This window comes from Azospirillum humicireducens (assembly GCF_001639105.2).
Classification (GTDB): domain Bacteria; phylum Pseudomonadota; class Alphaproteobacteria; order Azospirillales; family Azospirillaceae; genus Azospirillum; species Azospirillum humicireducens.
In genome coordinates this window covers 1639757-1655274 of record NZ_CP015285.1, presented here as the reverse complement: position 1 = coordinate 1655274, position 15518 = coordinate 1639757, and the positions used below count along the sequence as shown (strand labels likewise).

Sequence of the window (15518 nt, the reverse complement as noted above, 5' to 3'; positions counted from 1 at the left end):
GTTAGCCCCCTCCCTCCCACGCTTTGCGGGAGCGGGGAGAGTTTCCATATCAGGCGCAGTTCCCTCTCCCACCAAAGGTGGGGGAGGGTTAGGGAGGGGGTCGGGTGCTCCCGTAAAACAGCGATTTCCGGCGAAAAGATTACGCCGCCATCCCGCCCTGCGGTGCCGATGCGATCAGGCGGTAGTGGCTGGTGTCGGCCAGGACCGAGCAGCTCAGGGTCTTCGACACGCCGTCGTCTTCGGTGCTGACGACGCGGGCGTGGGGAATGCCCAGCAGGTTGACCGTCGCCGTCACCCGCCAGCCGCGGCCGCCGGCCGTGCCGACCGCTTGGAAAACCTGCCCGATCTGGACATGCTTCTTGCTCATGACGGATAAACCCTTGGACGGCGGCCCGTCCCCCGGAATGGGGGCGGATCGGCCTGTTGCGCAAAATCCAACGGACAGTTAAGCGCAGCAACGAGTCGCGATCAACAGGGAAACCATCGGTCTTCCGCCTGATGCGATGATACGCGCGCGAATGTCACGGACCGGCGCCCGTTCAGCAGCCCGACTTTGGCAGCGCCTCGATCTTCTCCAGCACGGCGTTGACGGTGAAATCGCCATAGTCGATCTGCATGGACTCGGCGATGCCGTTCTCCAGCAGGCGCAGGCTCATCTCATACTCCGGCTGCGCCGAATCGCTCTGAAGGGGGAAGAAGGCCATGCGGATCGGCCAGGACTTGCCCACCTTCAGCAGCGGATCCTTGCCGGATTCCTTCGGCGCGCCCGGCTTGCCGGCGACGGTCGACACCTCGGTCGGCCCCTCGGCGTCCGATCCGTCGAAGATGGTCCGGGTGAAGAAGGGCTCGTTCCGTTCGGCATGGTCGAGGATCGCCAGCGTGTGGGCGGTGGGGAACATGGTGCCGGCCGGCAGCTCCATCTCCTGCGGTTCCGGCTTGGTGAACTGGGCGGTGCCGGCGCCGTCGGCCTGCAGGTTGGCCTCGCCGCGCACCTCCTCGTCCAACTCGCCATTCACCAGCTTGCGGACGTTGAAGCGGTAGCGCAGGCCGTTCTTGGCCTCCCACGTCGTGTAGTTGGTGTTCATCGCCATGTCGTCGCCTTCGCTGTAGACGAAGCGCAGCTGGAAGCGCTGCTCCGTCGTCCAGCCGTCGCAGGCGTCGGCCCATTCGAACATCATGCGGCCGCGGACGTCGCTGACCTTCGCCCCGTTGCGCGCCGATCCCAGCGACATGGCGTAGATCGCCCGGTGCGGCTGGATCTTGGCCGCGACCGCCGCCATCGAGGTGGCGGCCGGCTGTGCCAGGACGGGAGTGGCCGCGAGGAGGGCACCGGCGGTGACGGCGGTGGCGAGGACCGTGCCGACGGTCGCCGGCAGGGCAGAGAGACGGTCGAGCAAGACGGGATCCACAGGTGATTGACGGCTCTGGGTGAAGTATGGGTGTTTTTGCTGCGGTCCGAAAGAGCCGCCACCCTTGATTCCTAATCAATGGAAGGGAACAGCCGGAATGACAAGCCCTGCCGAGACCCCGCCGCCCGCCGCCGCCCGTCCGGTGCTGCTGCTGACCCGCCGCCTTCCCGACGCGGTGGAGGCGCGGGCGTCGCGCGATTACCGTGCGCTCCTCAACCCGGAGGATCGGGCGTTCAGCGGGGCGGAGATTGCCGCCCGTGCCGCGGAGGCGGGGGCCGACGCGGTTCTGTGCTGTGCCGGCGACCGGCTCGACGCCGCGGCCATCGCCGCCCTGCCGGAACGGGTGCGGGTGCTGGCGACCTTCTCGGTCGGCACCGACCACATCGACCTGGAGGCGGCGCGGGACCGCGGCCTGACCGTGACAAACACGCCCGACGTGCTGACCGACGCCACCGCCGACATCGCGCTGCTCCTGCTGCTGGGTGCGGCGCGCCGCGCGTCGGAGGGGGAGCGGATGATCCGGGCGAATGCCTGGACCGGTTGGACCCCGACCCAGTTGATGGGAACCCATGTCGGCGGCAAGCGGCTCGGCATCGTCGGCATGGGCCGCATCGGACAGGCGGTGGCGGCCCGCGCCCGCGCCTTCGGCATGGCGATCCACTACAGCAACCGCCGCCGCCTGCCGCCGGAGCTGGAACTGGGCGCCATCTACCATGCCGACCCGGAAGAGATGCTGTCGGTCTGCGATGTGCTGTCGCTCCACTTCCCCGCAACGGCGGAGACCCGGCACTGGCTGAACGCCGAGCGGATCGGGCGGCTGCCGCCGGGCGCGATCCTGGTCAACACCGCCCGCGGCAGCGTGGTGGATGACGGGGCCGTGATCGCCGCGCTGAAGCGGGGACGGTTGGCGGCGGCCGGGCTCGACGTGTTCGAGAACGAGCCGAACCTGCATCCCGGCTATCGCGATCTGCCCAATGCCTTCCTGCTGCCGCATCTGGGCAGCGCCACGGTGGAGACGCGCAATGCCATGGGCTTCAAGGCCCTGGACAACATCGACGCGGTGATGGCCGGCCGCCCGGCGCCCGACCGGGTGGTATGAGCCGCCCCATGACAAGCGCCGTCGGTCGTTGCCCGGCAGGGATTTCCTGCCTCGAATGGGCGGCGGTGGGCAGAAGATGCCGGCCGGGTGGGAAAGACTCTCCATGTCCGGCCGGTGATCGGCAGGCACAATTCTCCGCCGATCGATAAAATGCTTGGTATCTGCGGGTGTGTCGGATTGGCACGGGGGTTGCTTGAGTGAGGTTGAAGTGTTCCGACCTTCATCAGAGGAGCCGACCCCATGAACGCCATCGTCGCCGCCCTGGACCTGAAGCATCACGCCTCCGACCGTTTCGACGTGCCGGCAGGGTGGTCCCCGGTCGCGCTGGCTTCGCGCGTCGGGCTTCTGCGGGGGACCGAGCGCCAGACGCTGGACGAGACGATCGCGTTGCTCTCCGAGGCCAAGGAGACGATCGCCGAGTTGCAGGAGCGCATCGCCTACCTCGAAAGCCTGACGATGACGGACGAGCTGACCGGCCTGCTGAACCGGCGCGGCTTCTACAGCCACTTCCGCCGCGAACTGGCTTCGGCCCGCCGCACCGGGACCGCCGGCGGCCTGCTGGTCATGATCGACCTGGACGGGTTCAAGGCGATCAACGACACCCATGGCCATGTCGCCGGCGATGCCTATCTGCGGCAGATCGCACGGATGATCGTCGGCAATGTCCGCCAGGAGGATGTGGTCGCCCGGCTGGGCGGCGACGAGTTCGCCGTGCTGCTGACCAACACCGACACCGCCAGCGGCCTCGCCCGCGCCCGCCAGCTGGCAGCCATCGCCGACGCCAGCCATGTGGAGTGGGGCGGGCACAGCCTGCCGGTCCGCTTCTCCGTCGGCACCCAACCCTATGGTGCCGCGGACAGCGAGGACGAGGTGATGCGCCGCGCCGACGCCATGATGTACGGCGCCAAGGGCGCCCGCCGCCGCGACGCCAAGCGCAAGTCCAAGCGCGCCGCCTGAGACGCGGCGCCCACCCCGCGAATGCCGGCACGAAGCCGTCCGCGTCCGTCGCGGGCGGCTTTTTCCTATCCGGACAGGGCGATGGACAGCCTTAGGGGCGACGTCCATTGGCCGCGTAACGACTATTTAACCGTCGCGACCTATTCAGAAAGGGGGTATACCGGAGGGCGATGCCGCACGCCCGCCCGCCGTCCGATCTTGGAACGGCAGGCGCATCCGGGTATCGGACGGCGTGAGGGCAGGGGCCAGACCCAGGGGAGGATGCATGTCAGCGGAGCCGGGCGGTCCATCCTTGGCCGGTGCCAAGCCGACGAAGACCGTCCTCATCGTCGAGGACAACGAGCTGAACATGAAGCTCTTTCATGACCTGCTCGAAGCGCACGGCTACGACACGCTGCAGACCCGGGACGGCATGGATGCGATGCGGCTGGCCCGCCAGCATCATCCCGACCTGATCCTGATGGACATCCAGCTGCCCGAAGTGTCGGGGCTGGAGGTCACCCGCTGGATCAAGGACGATCCGGACCTGAAATCGATCCCCGTCGTCGCAGTCACCGCCTTCGCGATGAAGGGTGACGAGGAGAAGATCCGTCAGGGCGGATGCGAGGATTATGTGGCGAAGCCCATTTCAGTCGTGAAGTTTCTCGAGACCATCAAGAAGTTTCTTGGGTGAGTCGGTTTTCTCTGTAGCAATTCTGCAGGAATTTACCTTCCAATGTCCGCGCGTGTCCTTGTCGTCGATGACGTCCTGCCCAATGTGAAGCTGCTCGCGGCGAAACTGACGCGCGAGTACTTCAATGTGCTGACGGCGTACAACGGGCCGGACGCGCTGGAGATGGTGCGGCGGGAATCGCCGGACATCGTCCTGCTGGATGTGATGATGCCGGGCATGGACGGCTTCGAGGTTTGCGAGAAGATCCGCTCCGATCCCGCCACCATGCACATCCCTGTGGTGATGGTGACGGCGCTGTCCGACATCGCCGACCGCGTGCGCGGGCTGGAGGCCGGTGCCGACGACTTCCTGACCAAGCCGGTGAACGACATCGCTCTGTTCGCGCGCGTGCGCTCGCTGGTCCGCCTGAAGATGATGATGGACGAATGGCGCCTGCGCGAAAGCACGTCCGGCCAGTTCGGCGTCATCGAACGCAGCGGCACCATGCTGAGCGAATCCTTCGAGCACGCAACCGTGCTGGTGCTGGAGGATTCCATGCTCGACCTGGAGAAGGTGACGGAGACGCTGCGGCGCGACCACAACACGGTCATGTCGGCCGACACCTGCGCCAAGGCGCTGGAGCGCGCGCTGGGCAGCGAACTCGACCTCGTGGTCGTCAGCCTGACCTTGCTGAACGAGGACGGGCTGCGGCTCTGTTCGCAGCTGCGCTCACACGAGCGGACGCGGCAGGTCCCCATCCTGCTGATGGTGGACGAGGGCGATCTGGCGCAGGTGGCCAAGGGGCTGGAGCTTGGCGCCAACGACTATGTCGTCAAGCCGGTCGACCGGAACGAGCTGCTGGCCCGCGCCCGCACCCAGATCCGGCGCAAGCGCTACCAGGAACGGCTGCGCTCCAATTACGAGCAGAGCCTGTCGATGGCGCTGACCGACAGCCTGACCGGCGTCTTCAACCGCCGCTACGTCAATGCCCATCTGCCGCGGCTGCTGGAGCGCGCCATCGACAGCCACAAGCCGGTGTCGGTGCTGATGTTCGATATCGACCATTTCAAGGTCGTCAACGACACCTACGGCCATGCCAGCGGCGACGAGGTGCTGCGCGAGGTGTCGGCGCGCGCCAGCCGCAACCTGCGCACCTTCGATCTCGTCGCCCGGCTGGGCGGCGAGGAGTTCATTGTCATCCTGCCGGATACCGACGGCGAGGCCGCGCTGATCGTCGCGGAGCGCCTGCGGTCGCGCATCGCCGACACCCCCTTTGCCGTATCGAACGACCGCGGCGACATCAATGTGACCGTCTCCATCGGCATCTCCATCGGCGGCCGGCTGGGCGACACGGCGGAGGGACTGATCCGCCGCGCCGACGAGGCGCTCTACGAGGCGAAGCGGTCGGGCCGCAACTGCGTCATCGGCGACGCGCGCGCCGATCAGGTGGAGGGGTAGGGGCAGGCTCTTCCGCTCCCGTCTCCGCCCGTCCGGTCGGAGAAAAAGGGGTGGTGAATGATCCTTCCAGGTGATCTTGCTGCCCGTGCTGCGTCGCACCATCTGGCAAAGCCGTTCGTTCCATCGCCATCCATGGGGGCCCGATGTTCGCCACCGCCAGCGGCGCCATCACCCATCTGGGCAGCAGCAGCCTTCTCGTTCCGCTTTCCGCCCTCTATGCGACAGCCCTCTGGCGTCGCCATTCGGCGCCGCTCGCGCTGCGCTGGCTGCTGGCGTTGTCGCTCTGCCTCGGCACCATGGTGGTGCTCAAGCTGGTGGGGCATGGCTGCGGCCTGCCGGACTTTCCGCTGTTTCCCTCGCTGTTCGCCGGCGACCGCTTCGTCAGCCCCAGCGGTCATGCCGCCTTCGCCGCCGTCTTCTACGGCTCGGTGGCGGCGCTGGCGGCGCGCAACGCCGGCTCCGTCTGGCTCAGGGTGGGGCTGCCGCTGGCGTCGGTCGCACTGGTGCTGGCCATCGGCGCGTCCCGTGTCGCGGTGTCGGCCCATTCGGGGGCGGAGGTGGTGGCCGGTCTGCTGATCGGCGGCCTGTCGGTCCTGCTGTTCCTGTGGACCAGCCGAAAGGACGGCGCGCCGCACCTGCGTGTGTCGCCCTGGCTGGTCGGAGCGTTGGCGCTCGGCCTCGCGCTGCTGGTCCATGCCGGCGACCCGTCCTTCGTCGAGGGGACCATCCGCCGCGTCGCCCATCATTTCGGCAGCGGCGCCGGGCTGTGCGAACTGGCCGGCCGGGTCTTCCCAGGCGCCCGAGGATAAGCCACCAATCGGGATGAAGCCGGCGGCGTCCTGTGGTATGACGGGCGGTCGCGCGTGATCCGGAGGCTCGAGCCCCCGGAAGCCCGGCACCCCCGCAAGCGTGAGCCAGGGGCTTGCGTCGCGCGGCGCAAGGTCCTATACCGACGCCCCGTTTCCGTTCCGTTCCGGCCAGGTCACTTCCGCACCGCATGTCGCTATTCGATGCCCTGCCGCGTGGCCCTTCGGGTGGCGCCGCCGTCCCCTTCGCCCAGGAGGACCTGACGCGCGTCTTCGATGCCAAGACGCTGCAACGCGGCCGCACGCTGATGATGACCGGCGCGGTGACGCTGGGGCCCCCCGGCGGCGACCGGATCAAGGCGGAGGTCAGCGATCTCGGCCGCCGGCTGGGGGTGACGGTGTATCCGGTGCAGGGCAAGCGCGGCATCGTGCTCGACCGCAGCTGCACCTGCGGCCGCAACGCCTGCGCCCACATGGCTGCGGCGGCGATGCTGGCGCTGGAAAGCCGCCCGGAATGGCGCCGCGCCTCACTGTTCGACGTCGCCGACGTCAAGGCGCCGATCGCGCCACCCCCGCCTCCTCCTCCAGTTCCTGCTGTCGCACCCCCGCCTCCTCCCGCACCCAAACCGCCGCTGTCGCTGGTCCGCGCGCCGGTCCCGCCGCCGATCCGCAGCGTGGCGCCGCCTCCGCCCGCGCCGCCCGCGCCGAAGCCGGAGCCGGTGCGCAGCCTGCGCTGGACGCTTGAGCCGGGGCAGGGCGATGTCGCCTGCTACATCCTGGCGGAGTTCGTGGCGGAGGGATCGGCCGACAGCAGCCCCGCCACGCCGCGCGATGTGCTGGCGAAGGCGCCACGTTCGCTCGACGGCGACGCCGACCGTGCCATCGCCCGCCTGCTCGGCGGCGGCGGGACCGAGCGCACGCCCGTCGCCAAGAGCCGGGGGGAGGCGGTGGACCGCCTGCTGCGCCGCCTGCTCTCCACCGGGCGGCTGCGCTGGCGCGACGGCACCCCGCTGGCCGAGGCGCCGGGCCGCACCGTCCGCACCTTCCGCGATCCCGCGACCCGCAAGCTGCGCCCGACCGGCCTGCCCGAACGCAGCGTGCTGGTGAAGGGCCAATCCTACTGGTGCGTCGACAGCGCCACCGGAACCGTCTTCCCGGTCGATCTCCAGGTGGTGGAGGTGCCGAAGGCCAAGCCGGTGCCGCCCGCGCCGGTGCCGCCGCCGGTTCCATCCAAGGCGACGCCGTCCCGTCTGTTCGGCCCGTCGCGCGGCGGGGTCGCGTCGATGCCGCGCATCACCGCACCGCCGCCGATGCCGGCGGCCAGCTTCCGCGACACCGGCATTCCCGGCGTGCGCAGCGGCGCCGACGCCGCCGCGGCCATCGTCGAGAGGTCGCCGCGCATCGTCGCCCGGCTGGGTCGCGTGGTGACGCCGGCCGACGGGCTGGTCGATGTGCTGCGCCTGTCCTTCGACTATGGCGAGCCCGGCCGCCCGGTGGAGATCGAACCCGACGATCAGCGCCAGTTCGCCCGCTACGAGGACGAGTTCGGCGACGTCACCTTCGTCCGCCGCGACAAGGCCGACGAGCAGGCGGCGCTGGACCGGCTGTCCGGCCTCGGCTTCGCCCAGGCGCGGATCGAGCCGCCCAAGGGTGCCCTGAACGCCCGCGGTGCGCGGGTCCACTGGCTGACCGGCCGCGACGTGGAGGAGCGCTGGCAGCATTTCCTCACGACGGAGGTTCCGGCCCTGACCAAGGCCGGCTGGGTCATGGAGGTCGGCGCCGATTTCGGCACCAAGGTGATCGAGCCGGGGGCCGAGGTCGAGGTCGCGGTGCGGGATGCCGGCGACGGCTGGTTCGACCTGGATGTCGGCGTCGAGATCGACGGCGAGCGTCAGCCTCTGCTGCCGATCCTCGCCCGGCTGGTGGAGAAGGGCGGCCTGTCGACCACCCGCATCATCGACGGGCGCGCCCACATCGTTCTCGACGACGGCAACGTCCTGGCCCTGCCGGCCGAGCGCATCGAGCGGCTGCTCAGCGTTCTGGAGGCGATGCTCGACAGCGGGCGCAGCAGCGGCGATCGGCTGAAGGTGCCGCTGGCCGAGGCCGATTCCCTGCTGGACATCGACGACCTGATCGCCCGGCGCGGCGACGAGACGGCGCAGATCGACGGCTATCTCCAGCGCCTGCGCGCCGACGAGATGCCCGGCGACATGACCCCGCCGCCGGGCTTCCGGGGCGAGTTGCGCGACTATCAGCGCTCCGGGCTGGCCTGGATGCAGAGCCTGCGCGCCAACAACGTCGCCGGCATCCTGGCCGACGACATGGGGCTGGGCAAGACCGCCCAGACGCTGGCCCACATCGCCATGGAGGAGCATGAGGGCCGGCTGACCGAGCCTTGCATGGTTGTGGTGCCGACCAGCCTCGTGCCCAACTGGGTGGCGGAATCGGAACGCTTCACCCCGCATCTGCGCGTCGTGGTGCTGCATGGCATCGACCGCCATGGCAAGCTGTCCGAGCTCGACCGCGCCCACATCGTCGTCACCACCTATGGCGTGGTGGCGCGCGACATCGACCTGCTGAAGCGGCTGACCTGGCACATGATCGTCCTGGACGAGGCGCAGGCGATCAAGAACCCCGACGGCAAGGCGACCCGCGCGGTGGCGGCGCTGCCCGCAAGGCACCGGCTCTGCCTGTCGGGCACTCCGGTGGAGAACAATCTGGGCGAGCTGTGGAGCCAGTTCGCCTTCCTGATGCCGGGCCTGCTGGGCGACCGCAAGGATTTCGGCAAGCGTTACCGCGTGCCCATCGAGAAGCGCGGCGACAACACCCGCGCCAACCTGCTGATGCGCCGCATCCGCCCCTTCCTGCTCCGCCGCACCAAGGAGGCGGTGGCGAAGGAGCTGCCGCCGAAGACCGAGGTGGTGGTGCGCATCGACCTCGACCGCGACCAGCGCGACCTGTACGAGACCATCCGCCTGTCGGTGAACGAGACGGTGCGCGCGGCGCTGGCCGCCAGCGGCAAGGGTTTGGGCCAGAACGCCATCGCGGTGATCGACGCGCTGTTGAAGCTGCGTCAGGTCTGCTGCGACCCGCGCCTGCTGAAATCGCTGGGCGGCGCAGGTGGCGGCAAGGGGCGCCACAGCGCCAAGCTGGCCGCCCTGACCGAGATGGTGAAGGAGATGGTGCCGGAAGGCCGCCGCATCCTGATCTTCTCGCAGTTCACCACCATGCTCGACCTGATCAAGCTGGAGCTGGAGAAGGCTGCGGTTCCCTATGTCGAGCTGACCGGCCGCACGCTGGACCGCGCCCTGCCGGTGAACCGCTTCCAGAACCGCGAGGTCCCGGTCTTCCTGATCAGCCTGAAGGCGGGCGGCCGCGGCCTGAACCTGACCGCCGCCGACACGGTGATCCATTACGATCCCTGGTGGAACCCCGCCGCCGAGGATCAGGCGACCGACCGCGCCTATCGCATCGGCCAGGACAAGCCGGTCTTCGTCTACAAGCTGATCGCCGCCAACACGGTGGAGGAGCGCATCCTCGACCTGCAGCGCCGCAAGGGCAGCCTGTCCGCCGCCACCATCGAGGGCAAGGGGCTGGTCAGCGCTCTCGACGGCGGCGACATCGACTATCTGCTGGGCGACGGCGAGGAGGAGTAGGCGTCAGAGCGGCCGTTTGGCGGCCAGCATGCTGGCGACCGCCGCCCCGGTCCTGCCGGCGCGCTCACCGATGACGGTCAGCGTCTCGCCCGGTGCGGCCTGGATGTTCGCGGCCTTCAGCACCTCCACCGCCTTGTCGGCGGGCAGCCCCAGCGCCGGCGCCGCCGCTTCGAGCGTGGCGCCCGACAGCGCGCCGAACACCGCCCCCGGATTGACGCCGCCGCCGCCGGTGGTGCCGGTCATGCCGGTGAACACCACCGACACGACGATGCTGGCAATGAAGGCGGCTTGGGCGGCGTGCCGCTTCAGATAGCCGGCGAAGGCGCGCCAGTTCTTCACCAGATGCCAGAGCGCGATGGCGGAGAACAGCACGCTCAACCATTCGTGGGAGAAGCGCACCAGCCCGGTGTTCCAGTGCAGCAGCAGCATGATGCCGGTCACGGTGGACACGACGAAGGTGACGATGGTGACGGGGGTAACCACGTCGCGGGTCATGGTCTTTGAGAATGAGACCCGGCTCTTTCCGGCGGTCCGGTTCGGGGTGTCGATGGTGGTCATGGCGGTCGTCTTTCCGGTTGATGTCTCGATTTTCCGGAAGGATCGCGCCCGACTGTAACTGCTTGATAACCTGCAAGCGTGTTCTTTGTATCCGTTTGTAACCGTAGGTGGACGAAAGGAATGTTCAGGGGCTCCGCCGAGACCCCGCTTTCGCAATCCTGTCCAAGACGAGCGCCGTTCCCGCCTGTTAGACTGCGGCATGGACCAGCAATCCGCACTGTTGGAGACTCCGGCGGTCCGCGGCGACTTCGCCCGGCTGTGGCGGGAAGCGCGCTTTGACGGCATGGAATGCCTGAACGCCCGCTTCCAGCGCCACAGCTACGCGCCGCACACGCATGAGACCTATGTGGTCGGCGTCATCACCGCCGGGACCGAGCTGTACCGCTGCCGCGGTGCCGAGCGGGCGGCGCGGGCCGGGCAGGTCGTGGTTCTGGACCCGGAGATTCTGCACGACGGCCGCCCGGCCGAGGACGGCTATGCCTACCGCATGTTCTATCCATCGGTGGCCCTGTTCGGGCAAGCGATGGCCGACGCGCTCGGCCGGTCGGTCACGCCGCATTTCGCCGCGACCGAACTCGACGACCCCGAGCTGTTCCAGCTGTTGCGCGGCCTGCACCATGGGCTGGAGGGGCCGCATCGCGAACCCTTGCGCACCGACACCGATGCTCTGCGCGCCTTCACCGCGCTGGCCCTGCGCCACGGCGACCTGACCGCCCGCCCGCGCGAGGCGGGGCGGGAACCGGCCGCCGTTCGCCGCGCGCGGGAGTATCTGGACGCCCATCTCGACAGCCCGGTTGAACTGGCCGATCTGGCGGCGGCGGCGGGGCTCAGCCGCTTCCATCTGCTGCGCGTCTTCCGCGCGGCGGTGGGAACGACCCCGCACGGCTATCTGACCGACCGCCGGGTCGCGCAAGCCAAGCGGATGCTGATCGGGCCTCTGGCGCTGGCCGATGTGGCGCTGGCCTGCGGCTTCTGCGATCAGGCGCATTTCAACCGCGTGTTCAAGGGCCGTGTCGGCGTCTCGCCCGGCCAATACCGGCGCGGCAGCAATCCCATCCAAGACGGCGCCGCCGCGGCCGCCTAGCGTGCCGCCCATGAGCAAGCATACGAGCATGGACAGCATCGCCATACCGGCATCCCCGCGGCAGGAGTTCGCGGCAGGTGTCGTCCATTGCCTGCCCATCGTGGCGGGTGCGGTTCCTTTCGGCTTCCTGCTGGGCAGCCTCGCCGCCAAGGCCGGGCTGTCGGCGCTGGACATGGGGCTGATGAGCGCACTGGTCTTCGCCGGCAGTTCCCAGTTCGTCGCCGTCGAACTGCTGACCAAGACTGGCAGCGGGGGCAGCGCCGGCTTGGCAGTGGTCGGTGCCATCCTGCTGGTCAACCTGCGCCACCTGCTGATGGGGGCGACGCTGGAGCCGCGCTTCCGCGGCATCCCGCACGCGCGGGCCGGTCTGGCGCTGTTCTTCATGACCGACGAGCAATGGGCGCTGGCGCTGCGCCGCGGGCCGGAGCTGACGCTGGCCTACTGGTACGGGGTGGCGGCGACGCTCTATCTGGCATGGCTGGCCAGCACGGTGGCCGGCACGCTGGCCGGCGCCCTGATCGCCGATCCCACCGCCTGGGGACTGGATTTCACCTTCATCGCCGTCTTCCTCTGCCTGCTTGCCGGATTCTGGCGCGGCGTGGGTTCGCTGCCGCCCTGGCTGGCGAGTGCCGCCGCCGCGCTGGCCGTCCATGCGCTGTCGCCCGGCGGGACCTGGCACATCATCGCCGGTGCGCTGGCGGGCGGCGCCGTTGCCGCCGCTCAAGCCAGGTGGCCGGGGAGGGCGCCCGATGCTTGAGTCGTTGCAACTGGATTGGAACGTCTTCGCCATCGTGCTGGGCGGGGCGCTCCTCACCTGGATGACCCGGATCGGCGGGCCGTGGCTGGTGGCGCGGGTACGTCTCGGCCCGGCGGCCAATGCGGCGCTGGAGGCCACGCCGGGCGCGGTGCTGGTGGCGCTGGTGACGCCCGCCGCCCTCTCGCGCCCGTCCGACGCCCTGGCCGCCGCCTGCGTCTGCCTGATCGCCCGGCGGGTGCCGATGGTGGTCGCGGTGGCGGGCGGCGTGGCCACCGTCGTGCTGCTGCGCCGCCTGCTGTAACCACTGCTGCAAACTGCCGTCTGGTGAAGCGCGCGGGGGATGCCTATAAGTCGGGAATGACCGACCCGATCTCCGCCCCCGCCGCTCCCGCCGCCGCCGCTTTCGACCCGCACGCCCTGCCGCCGCTGCGCGACGTGATCGCGCGCTTCGGGCTGGAGGCTCGCAAGTCGCTGGGGCAGAATTTCCTGCTCGACCTGAACCTGACGGGACGGATCGCGCGCTCGGCCAATCTGCCGGCCGGCACCACCGCCATCGAGGTCGGACCCGGTCCCGGCGGACTGACCCGCGCGCTTCTGGCGACCGACGCGGTGAAGGTGATCGCCATCGAACGCGACCGCCGCTTCATCGAGGCGCTGCAGGACGTGATCGAGGCGTCCCAGGGCCGCCTGTCGATCGTCGAGGCCGACGCCCTGACGGTGGATCCGGAGGACCTCGCTCCCGCCCCGCGCGCCATCGTCGCCAATCTTCCCTACAACGTCGCGACGCCGCTTCTGCTCGGCTGGCTGGCGCGCATCGAGGCCTATGTCAGCCTGACGCTGATGTTCCAGAAGGAGGTCGCCGACCGGCTGGTGGCGAAGCCGGGCAGCAAGGCCTATGGCCGGCTGTCGGTCATCACCCAATGGCGCTCCGACGCCCGCGTGCTGTTCAACCTGCCGCCGCGCGCCTTCACCCCGCCGCCGAAGGTCGAATCGACGGTCGTCCATCTGACCCCGCGGGCCAACCCGGAGCCGGCCGACTGGCGCGCGCTGGAGCAGGTCACCGCCGCCGCCTTCGGCCAGCGCCGCAAGATGCTGCGTCAGAGCCTGAAGTCGCTGGGCCACGCCGAAGCCCTGCTGGAGGAGACCGGCCTCGCCCCGACCGCGCGGGCCGAGGAGATCGACGTCGCCGGCTTCGCCGCGCTCGCCCGTGCCTTCCGCGCCCGTCATCCTCTGGAGCCTCCGTCGGAGAGGGCTGAATGATCCGGGTCACCCCCCGCATCAGCCTGGACGAAAGCGAGTTGCAGGAGGAGTTCGTCCGCGCTTCCGGCCCCGGCGGACAACATGTCAACAAGACGGAGTCGGCGGTCCAACTGCGCTTCGACGTGCGCCGCTCGCCCAACCTGCCCGATCCGGTGCGCTACCGGCTGGAGCGGTTGGCCGGGTCGCGCCTGACCCAGGACGGCGTGCTGATCCTGGTCGCCGACCGCCACCGCTCGCAAATCCGCAACCGGGAGGACGCCCGCGAGCGCCTGATCGACCTGATCCGCGACGCCGCCGCCCCGCCGCCGCCGCCCCGCCGTCCGACCAAACCGACCAAGGGCTCCAAGGAGCGGCGGCTGGAAGGGAAGGCCAAGCGGTCGGAGGTGAAGAAGATGCGCGGGAACGTTAACGACTGACCGGTTGCCGACTGCGCCGGAGCTTTCCGGGCATGCCCGCCATGAGACAGGTGCATTGGACGGTTCAACCATCCCGTGCCAGCCTTTCCCATCGCTTGCCCGTGAAACATTCCCCCGCGACGACAAATCCGGGGCCGGAGACGTTCGATGAGTCATCCATCCGCCAGCGCCGCCTTGCCGTCGCCGACCTCGGCCCGTCTGTCGGTCGGTTTCGCCTGGGTCGGGCACACGCTGATGCACATCGTATCTGCGCTGTTCCTCACCATCGTGCTGGCGCTGGAGACCGAGTGGAAGCTCTCCTATGACGAGCTGATCCGGCTGTGGACGCTGGGCGCCTTCATGATCGGGCTGGGGGCGCCGCTGGCCGGCTGGCTGGGCGACCGCTGGAGTTCGGCTGGCATGATGGCGGTCTTCTACCTGATGACCGGCGGCGGGGCGGTGCTGGCCGGGCTGTCGAACGGGCCGGAGATGCTGATGTGGTCGCTGGCCCTGCTCGGGCTGGGGGCATCGATCTACCACCCCGTCGGCATGGCCTGGATGATGGCGAATGCGGAGAATCGCGGCAAGGCGATGGGCTGGCTCGGCCTGTTCGGCACCTTCGGCGTTGCCACCGCCGCGGTGGTCGCCGGCAGCCTGACGGACTGGCTGAACTGGCGCATGGCCTTCATCATCCCCGGCGTCCTCTGCATCGCGATGGGTGCCGTTCTGGCCCTGCTGCTGATGACCGGCATCGTCCAGGACCGCCATGCCGACCTGAAGCCGCAGCCCAAGCCGTCGCGCGGCGATGTGGTGCGCGCCTTCTTCGTGCTGTCGCTGACCATGGTCTGCGCCGGACTGATCTTCAACGCCATGCAGGTGGTGCTGCCCAAGCTGTTCGAGGCGCGGCTGGGCGGCTGGCTCGGCAGCGGCACGCTGGGGGTCGGCGGGCTGGTGACGGCGGTCTACCTGATCTCGGCCCTGCCGCAGATGATCGGCGGCGTGCTGGCCGACCGCCATTCGCTCAAAAGGGTCTACACGCTCTGTCTGCTGGCTCAGATTCCGCTGATGGCCGCGGTCGCGGTGCTGGCCGACCTGCCGCTGGTGGCGGCGGCGGCGCTGGTCGTCATCGCCTCGCAGACGCAGATCCCGGCGGAGAACATGCTGCTGGCCCGCTACACCCCGGACAAGCATCGCGGGCTGGCCTTCGGCGCCAAATACATCCTGTCCTTCGGCGCGGGCCCGCTGGCGGTGCAACTGGTCGCCTGGGTCTATGAGCGCACCAGCGAATTCACCATGCTCTACCTGACGCTGTCGGCGCTGGCCGCCCTGGCCTTCGCCGCCGCCCTGCTGCTGCCCGACGACCGCCGCAAGGCCGAACCCGTCGCGGCGCCGCTGCCGGCGGCGGAGTGACCCGCCGCCGGTTCGGA

General features: G+C 69.4%; 15 protein-coding genes. 12 read left to right on the top strand and 3 right to left on the bottom strand.

What is annotated here, in order from left to right:
• Window positions 1-139: 139 nt before the first annotated feature.
• Together A6A40_RS07595 and A6A40_RS07590 are read right to left on the bottom strand one after the other, a co-directional pair.
• Complete coding sequence (locus A6A40_RS07595) at window positions 140-367, bottom strand: hypothetical protein (RefSeq protein ID WP_063634871.1); 228 nt, start codon at window positions 365-367, stop codon at window positions 140-142.
• A gap of 172 nt (window positions 368-539) precedes the next feature.
• The gene (locus A6A40_RS07590; protein ID WP_108546685.1) at window positions 540-1397 is read right to left on the bottom strand and encodes a cell envelope integrity EipB family protein; all 858 of its coding nucleotides are present in this window, start codon (window positions 1395-1397) and stop codon (window positions 540-542) included.
• Between the two features lie 109 nt (window positions 1398-1506).
• Here A6A40_RS07590 and A6A40_RS07585 point away from each other — a divergent pair, with 109 nt between their 5' ends.
• The 6 genes from A6A40_RS07585 to A6A40_RS07560 all read left to right on the top strand — a co-directional run bounded on the left by A6A40_RS07585 (window position 1507) and on the right by A6A40_RS07560 (window position 10037).
• Window positions 1507-2508 (top strand): 2-hydroxyacid dehydrogenase, encoded by a 1002-nt coding sequence (locus A6A40_RS07585; RefSeq protein WP_063634869.1) that lies wholly within the window; start codon window positions 1507-1509, stop codon window positions 2506-2508.
• Window positions 2509-2748: 240 nt separating this feature from the next.
• A complete protein-coding gene (locus A6A40_RS07580; protein WP_063634868.1) occupies window positions 2749-3465 on the top strand; it encodes a GGDEF domain-containing protein in 717 nt (238 codons plus the stop codon).
• Between the two features lie 265 nt (window positions 3466-3730).
• The gene (locus A6A40_RS07575) at window positions 3731-4138 is read left to right on the top strand and encodes a response regulator (RefSeq protein WP_063634867.1); all 408 of its coding nucleotides are present in this window, start codon (window positions 3731-3733) and stop codon (window positions 4136-4138) included.
• A gap of 42 nt (window positions 4139-4180) precedes the next feature.
• On the top strand, window positions 4181-5575 hold the full coding sequence (locus tag A6A40_RS07570) for a PleD family two-component system response regulator (RefSeq protein ID WP_063634866.1): 1395 nt from the start codon (window positions 4181-4183) through the stop codon (window positions 5573-5575).
• Between the two features lie 143 nt (window positions 5576-5718).
• Window positions 5719-6384 carry a phosphatase PAP2 family protein gene (locus A6A40_RS07565; RefSeq protein WP_063634865.1) on the top strand — a complete coding sequence of 222 codons (666 nt, stop codon included), beginning with the start codon at window positions 5719-5721 and terminating at the stop codon, window positions 6382-6384.
• 188 nt (window positions 6385-6572) lie between these two features.
• Window positions 6573-10037, top strand: coding sequence for a DEAD/DEAH box helicase (locus A6A40_RS07560; protein WP_063634864.1), 3465 nt, complete (start codon window positions 6573-6575; stop codon window positions 10035-10037).
• A gap of 3 nt (window positions 10038-10040) precedes the next feature.
• Here the strand turns inward: A6A40_RS07560 and A6A40_RS07555 are convergent, their stop codons facing one another.
• Entirely contained in the window at window positions 10041-10595 is a 555-nt protein-coding gene (locus A6A40_RS07555) for a DUF4405 domain-containing protein (RefSeq protein ID WP_063634863.1), read from the bottom strand.
• A 199-nt stretch (window positions 10596-10794) separates the two neighbouring features.
• On the opposite strand from A6A40_RS07555, the gene A6A40_RS07550 reads away from it, so the two are divergent.
• The 6 genes from A6A40_RS07550 to A6A40_RS07525 all read left to right on the top strand — a co-directional run bounded on the left by A6A40_RS07550 (window position 10795) and on the right by A6A40_RS07525 (window position 15501).
• Window positions 10795-11679 (top strand): AraC family transcriptional regulator, encoded by an 885-nt coding sequence (locus A6A40_RS07550; protein WP_063634862.1) that lies wholly within the window; start codon window positions 10795-10797, stop codon window positions 11677-11679.
• Window positions 11680-11689: 10 nt separating this feature from the next.
• Window positions 11690-12436, top strand: coding sequence for an AzlC family ABC transporter permease (locus A6A40_RS07545; RefSeq protein ID WP_236783603.1), 747 nt, complete (start codon window positions 11690-11692; stop codon window positions 12434-12436).
• Entirely contained in the window at window positions 12429-12737 is a 309-nt protein-coding gene (locus A6A40_RS07540; protein ID WP_063634860.1) for an AzlD family protein, read from the top strand. Before A6A40_RS07545 ends, A6A40_RS07540 begins: the two co-directional genes overlap by 8 nt.
• Window positions 12738-12793: 56 nt before the next feature.
• Window positions 12794-13696, top strand: a complete 903-nt coding sequence (gene rsmA / locus A6A40_RS07535; RefSeq protein ID WP_063634859.1) for a 16S rRNA (adenine(1518)-N(6)/adenine(1519)-N(6))-dimethyltransferase RsmA — start codon at window positions 12794-12796, stop codon at window positions 13694-13696.
• Window positions 13693-14112, top strand: a complete 420-nt coding sequence (gene arfB / locus A6A40_RS07530) for an alternative ribosome rescue aminoacyl-tRNA hydrolase ArfB (RefSeq protein ID WP_014248092.1) — start codon at window positions 13693-13695, stop codon at window positions 14110-14112. The genes rsmA and arfB overlap by 4 nt, the downstream gene beginning before the upstream one ends.
• A 147-nt stretch (window positions 14113-14259) precedes the next feature.
• Window positions 14260-15501, top strand: a complete 1242-nt coding sequence (locus A6A40_RS07525) for an MFS transporter (RefSeq protein WP_063634858.1) — start codon at window positions 14260-14262, stop codon at window positions 15499-15501.
• Window positions 15502-15518 lie beyond the last annotated feature (17 nt).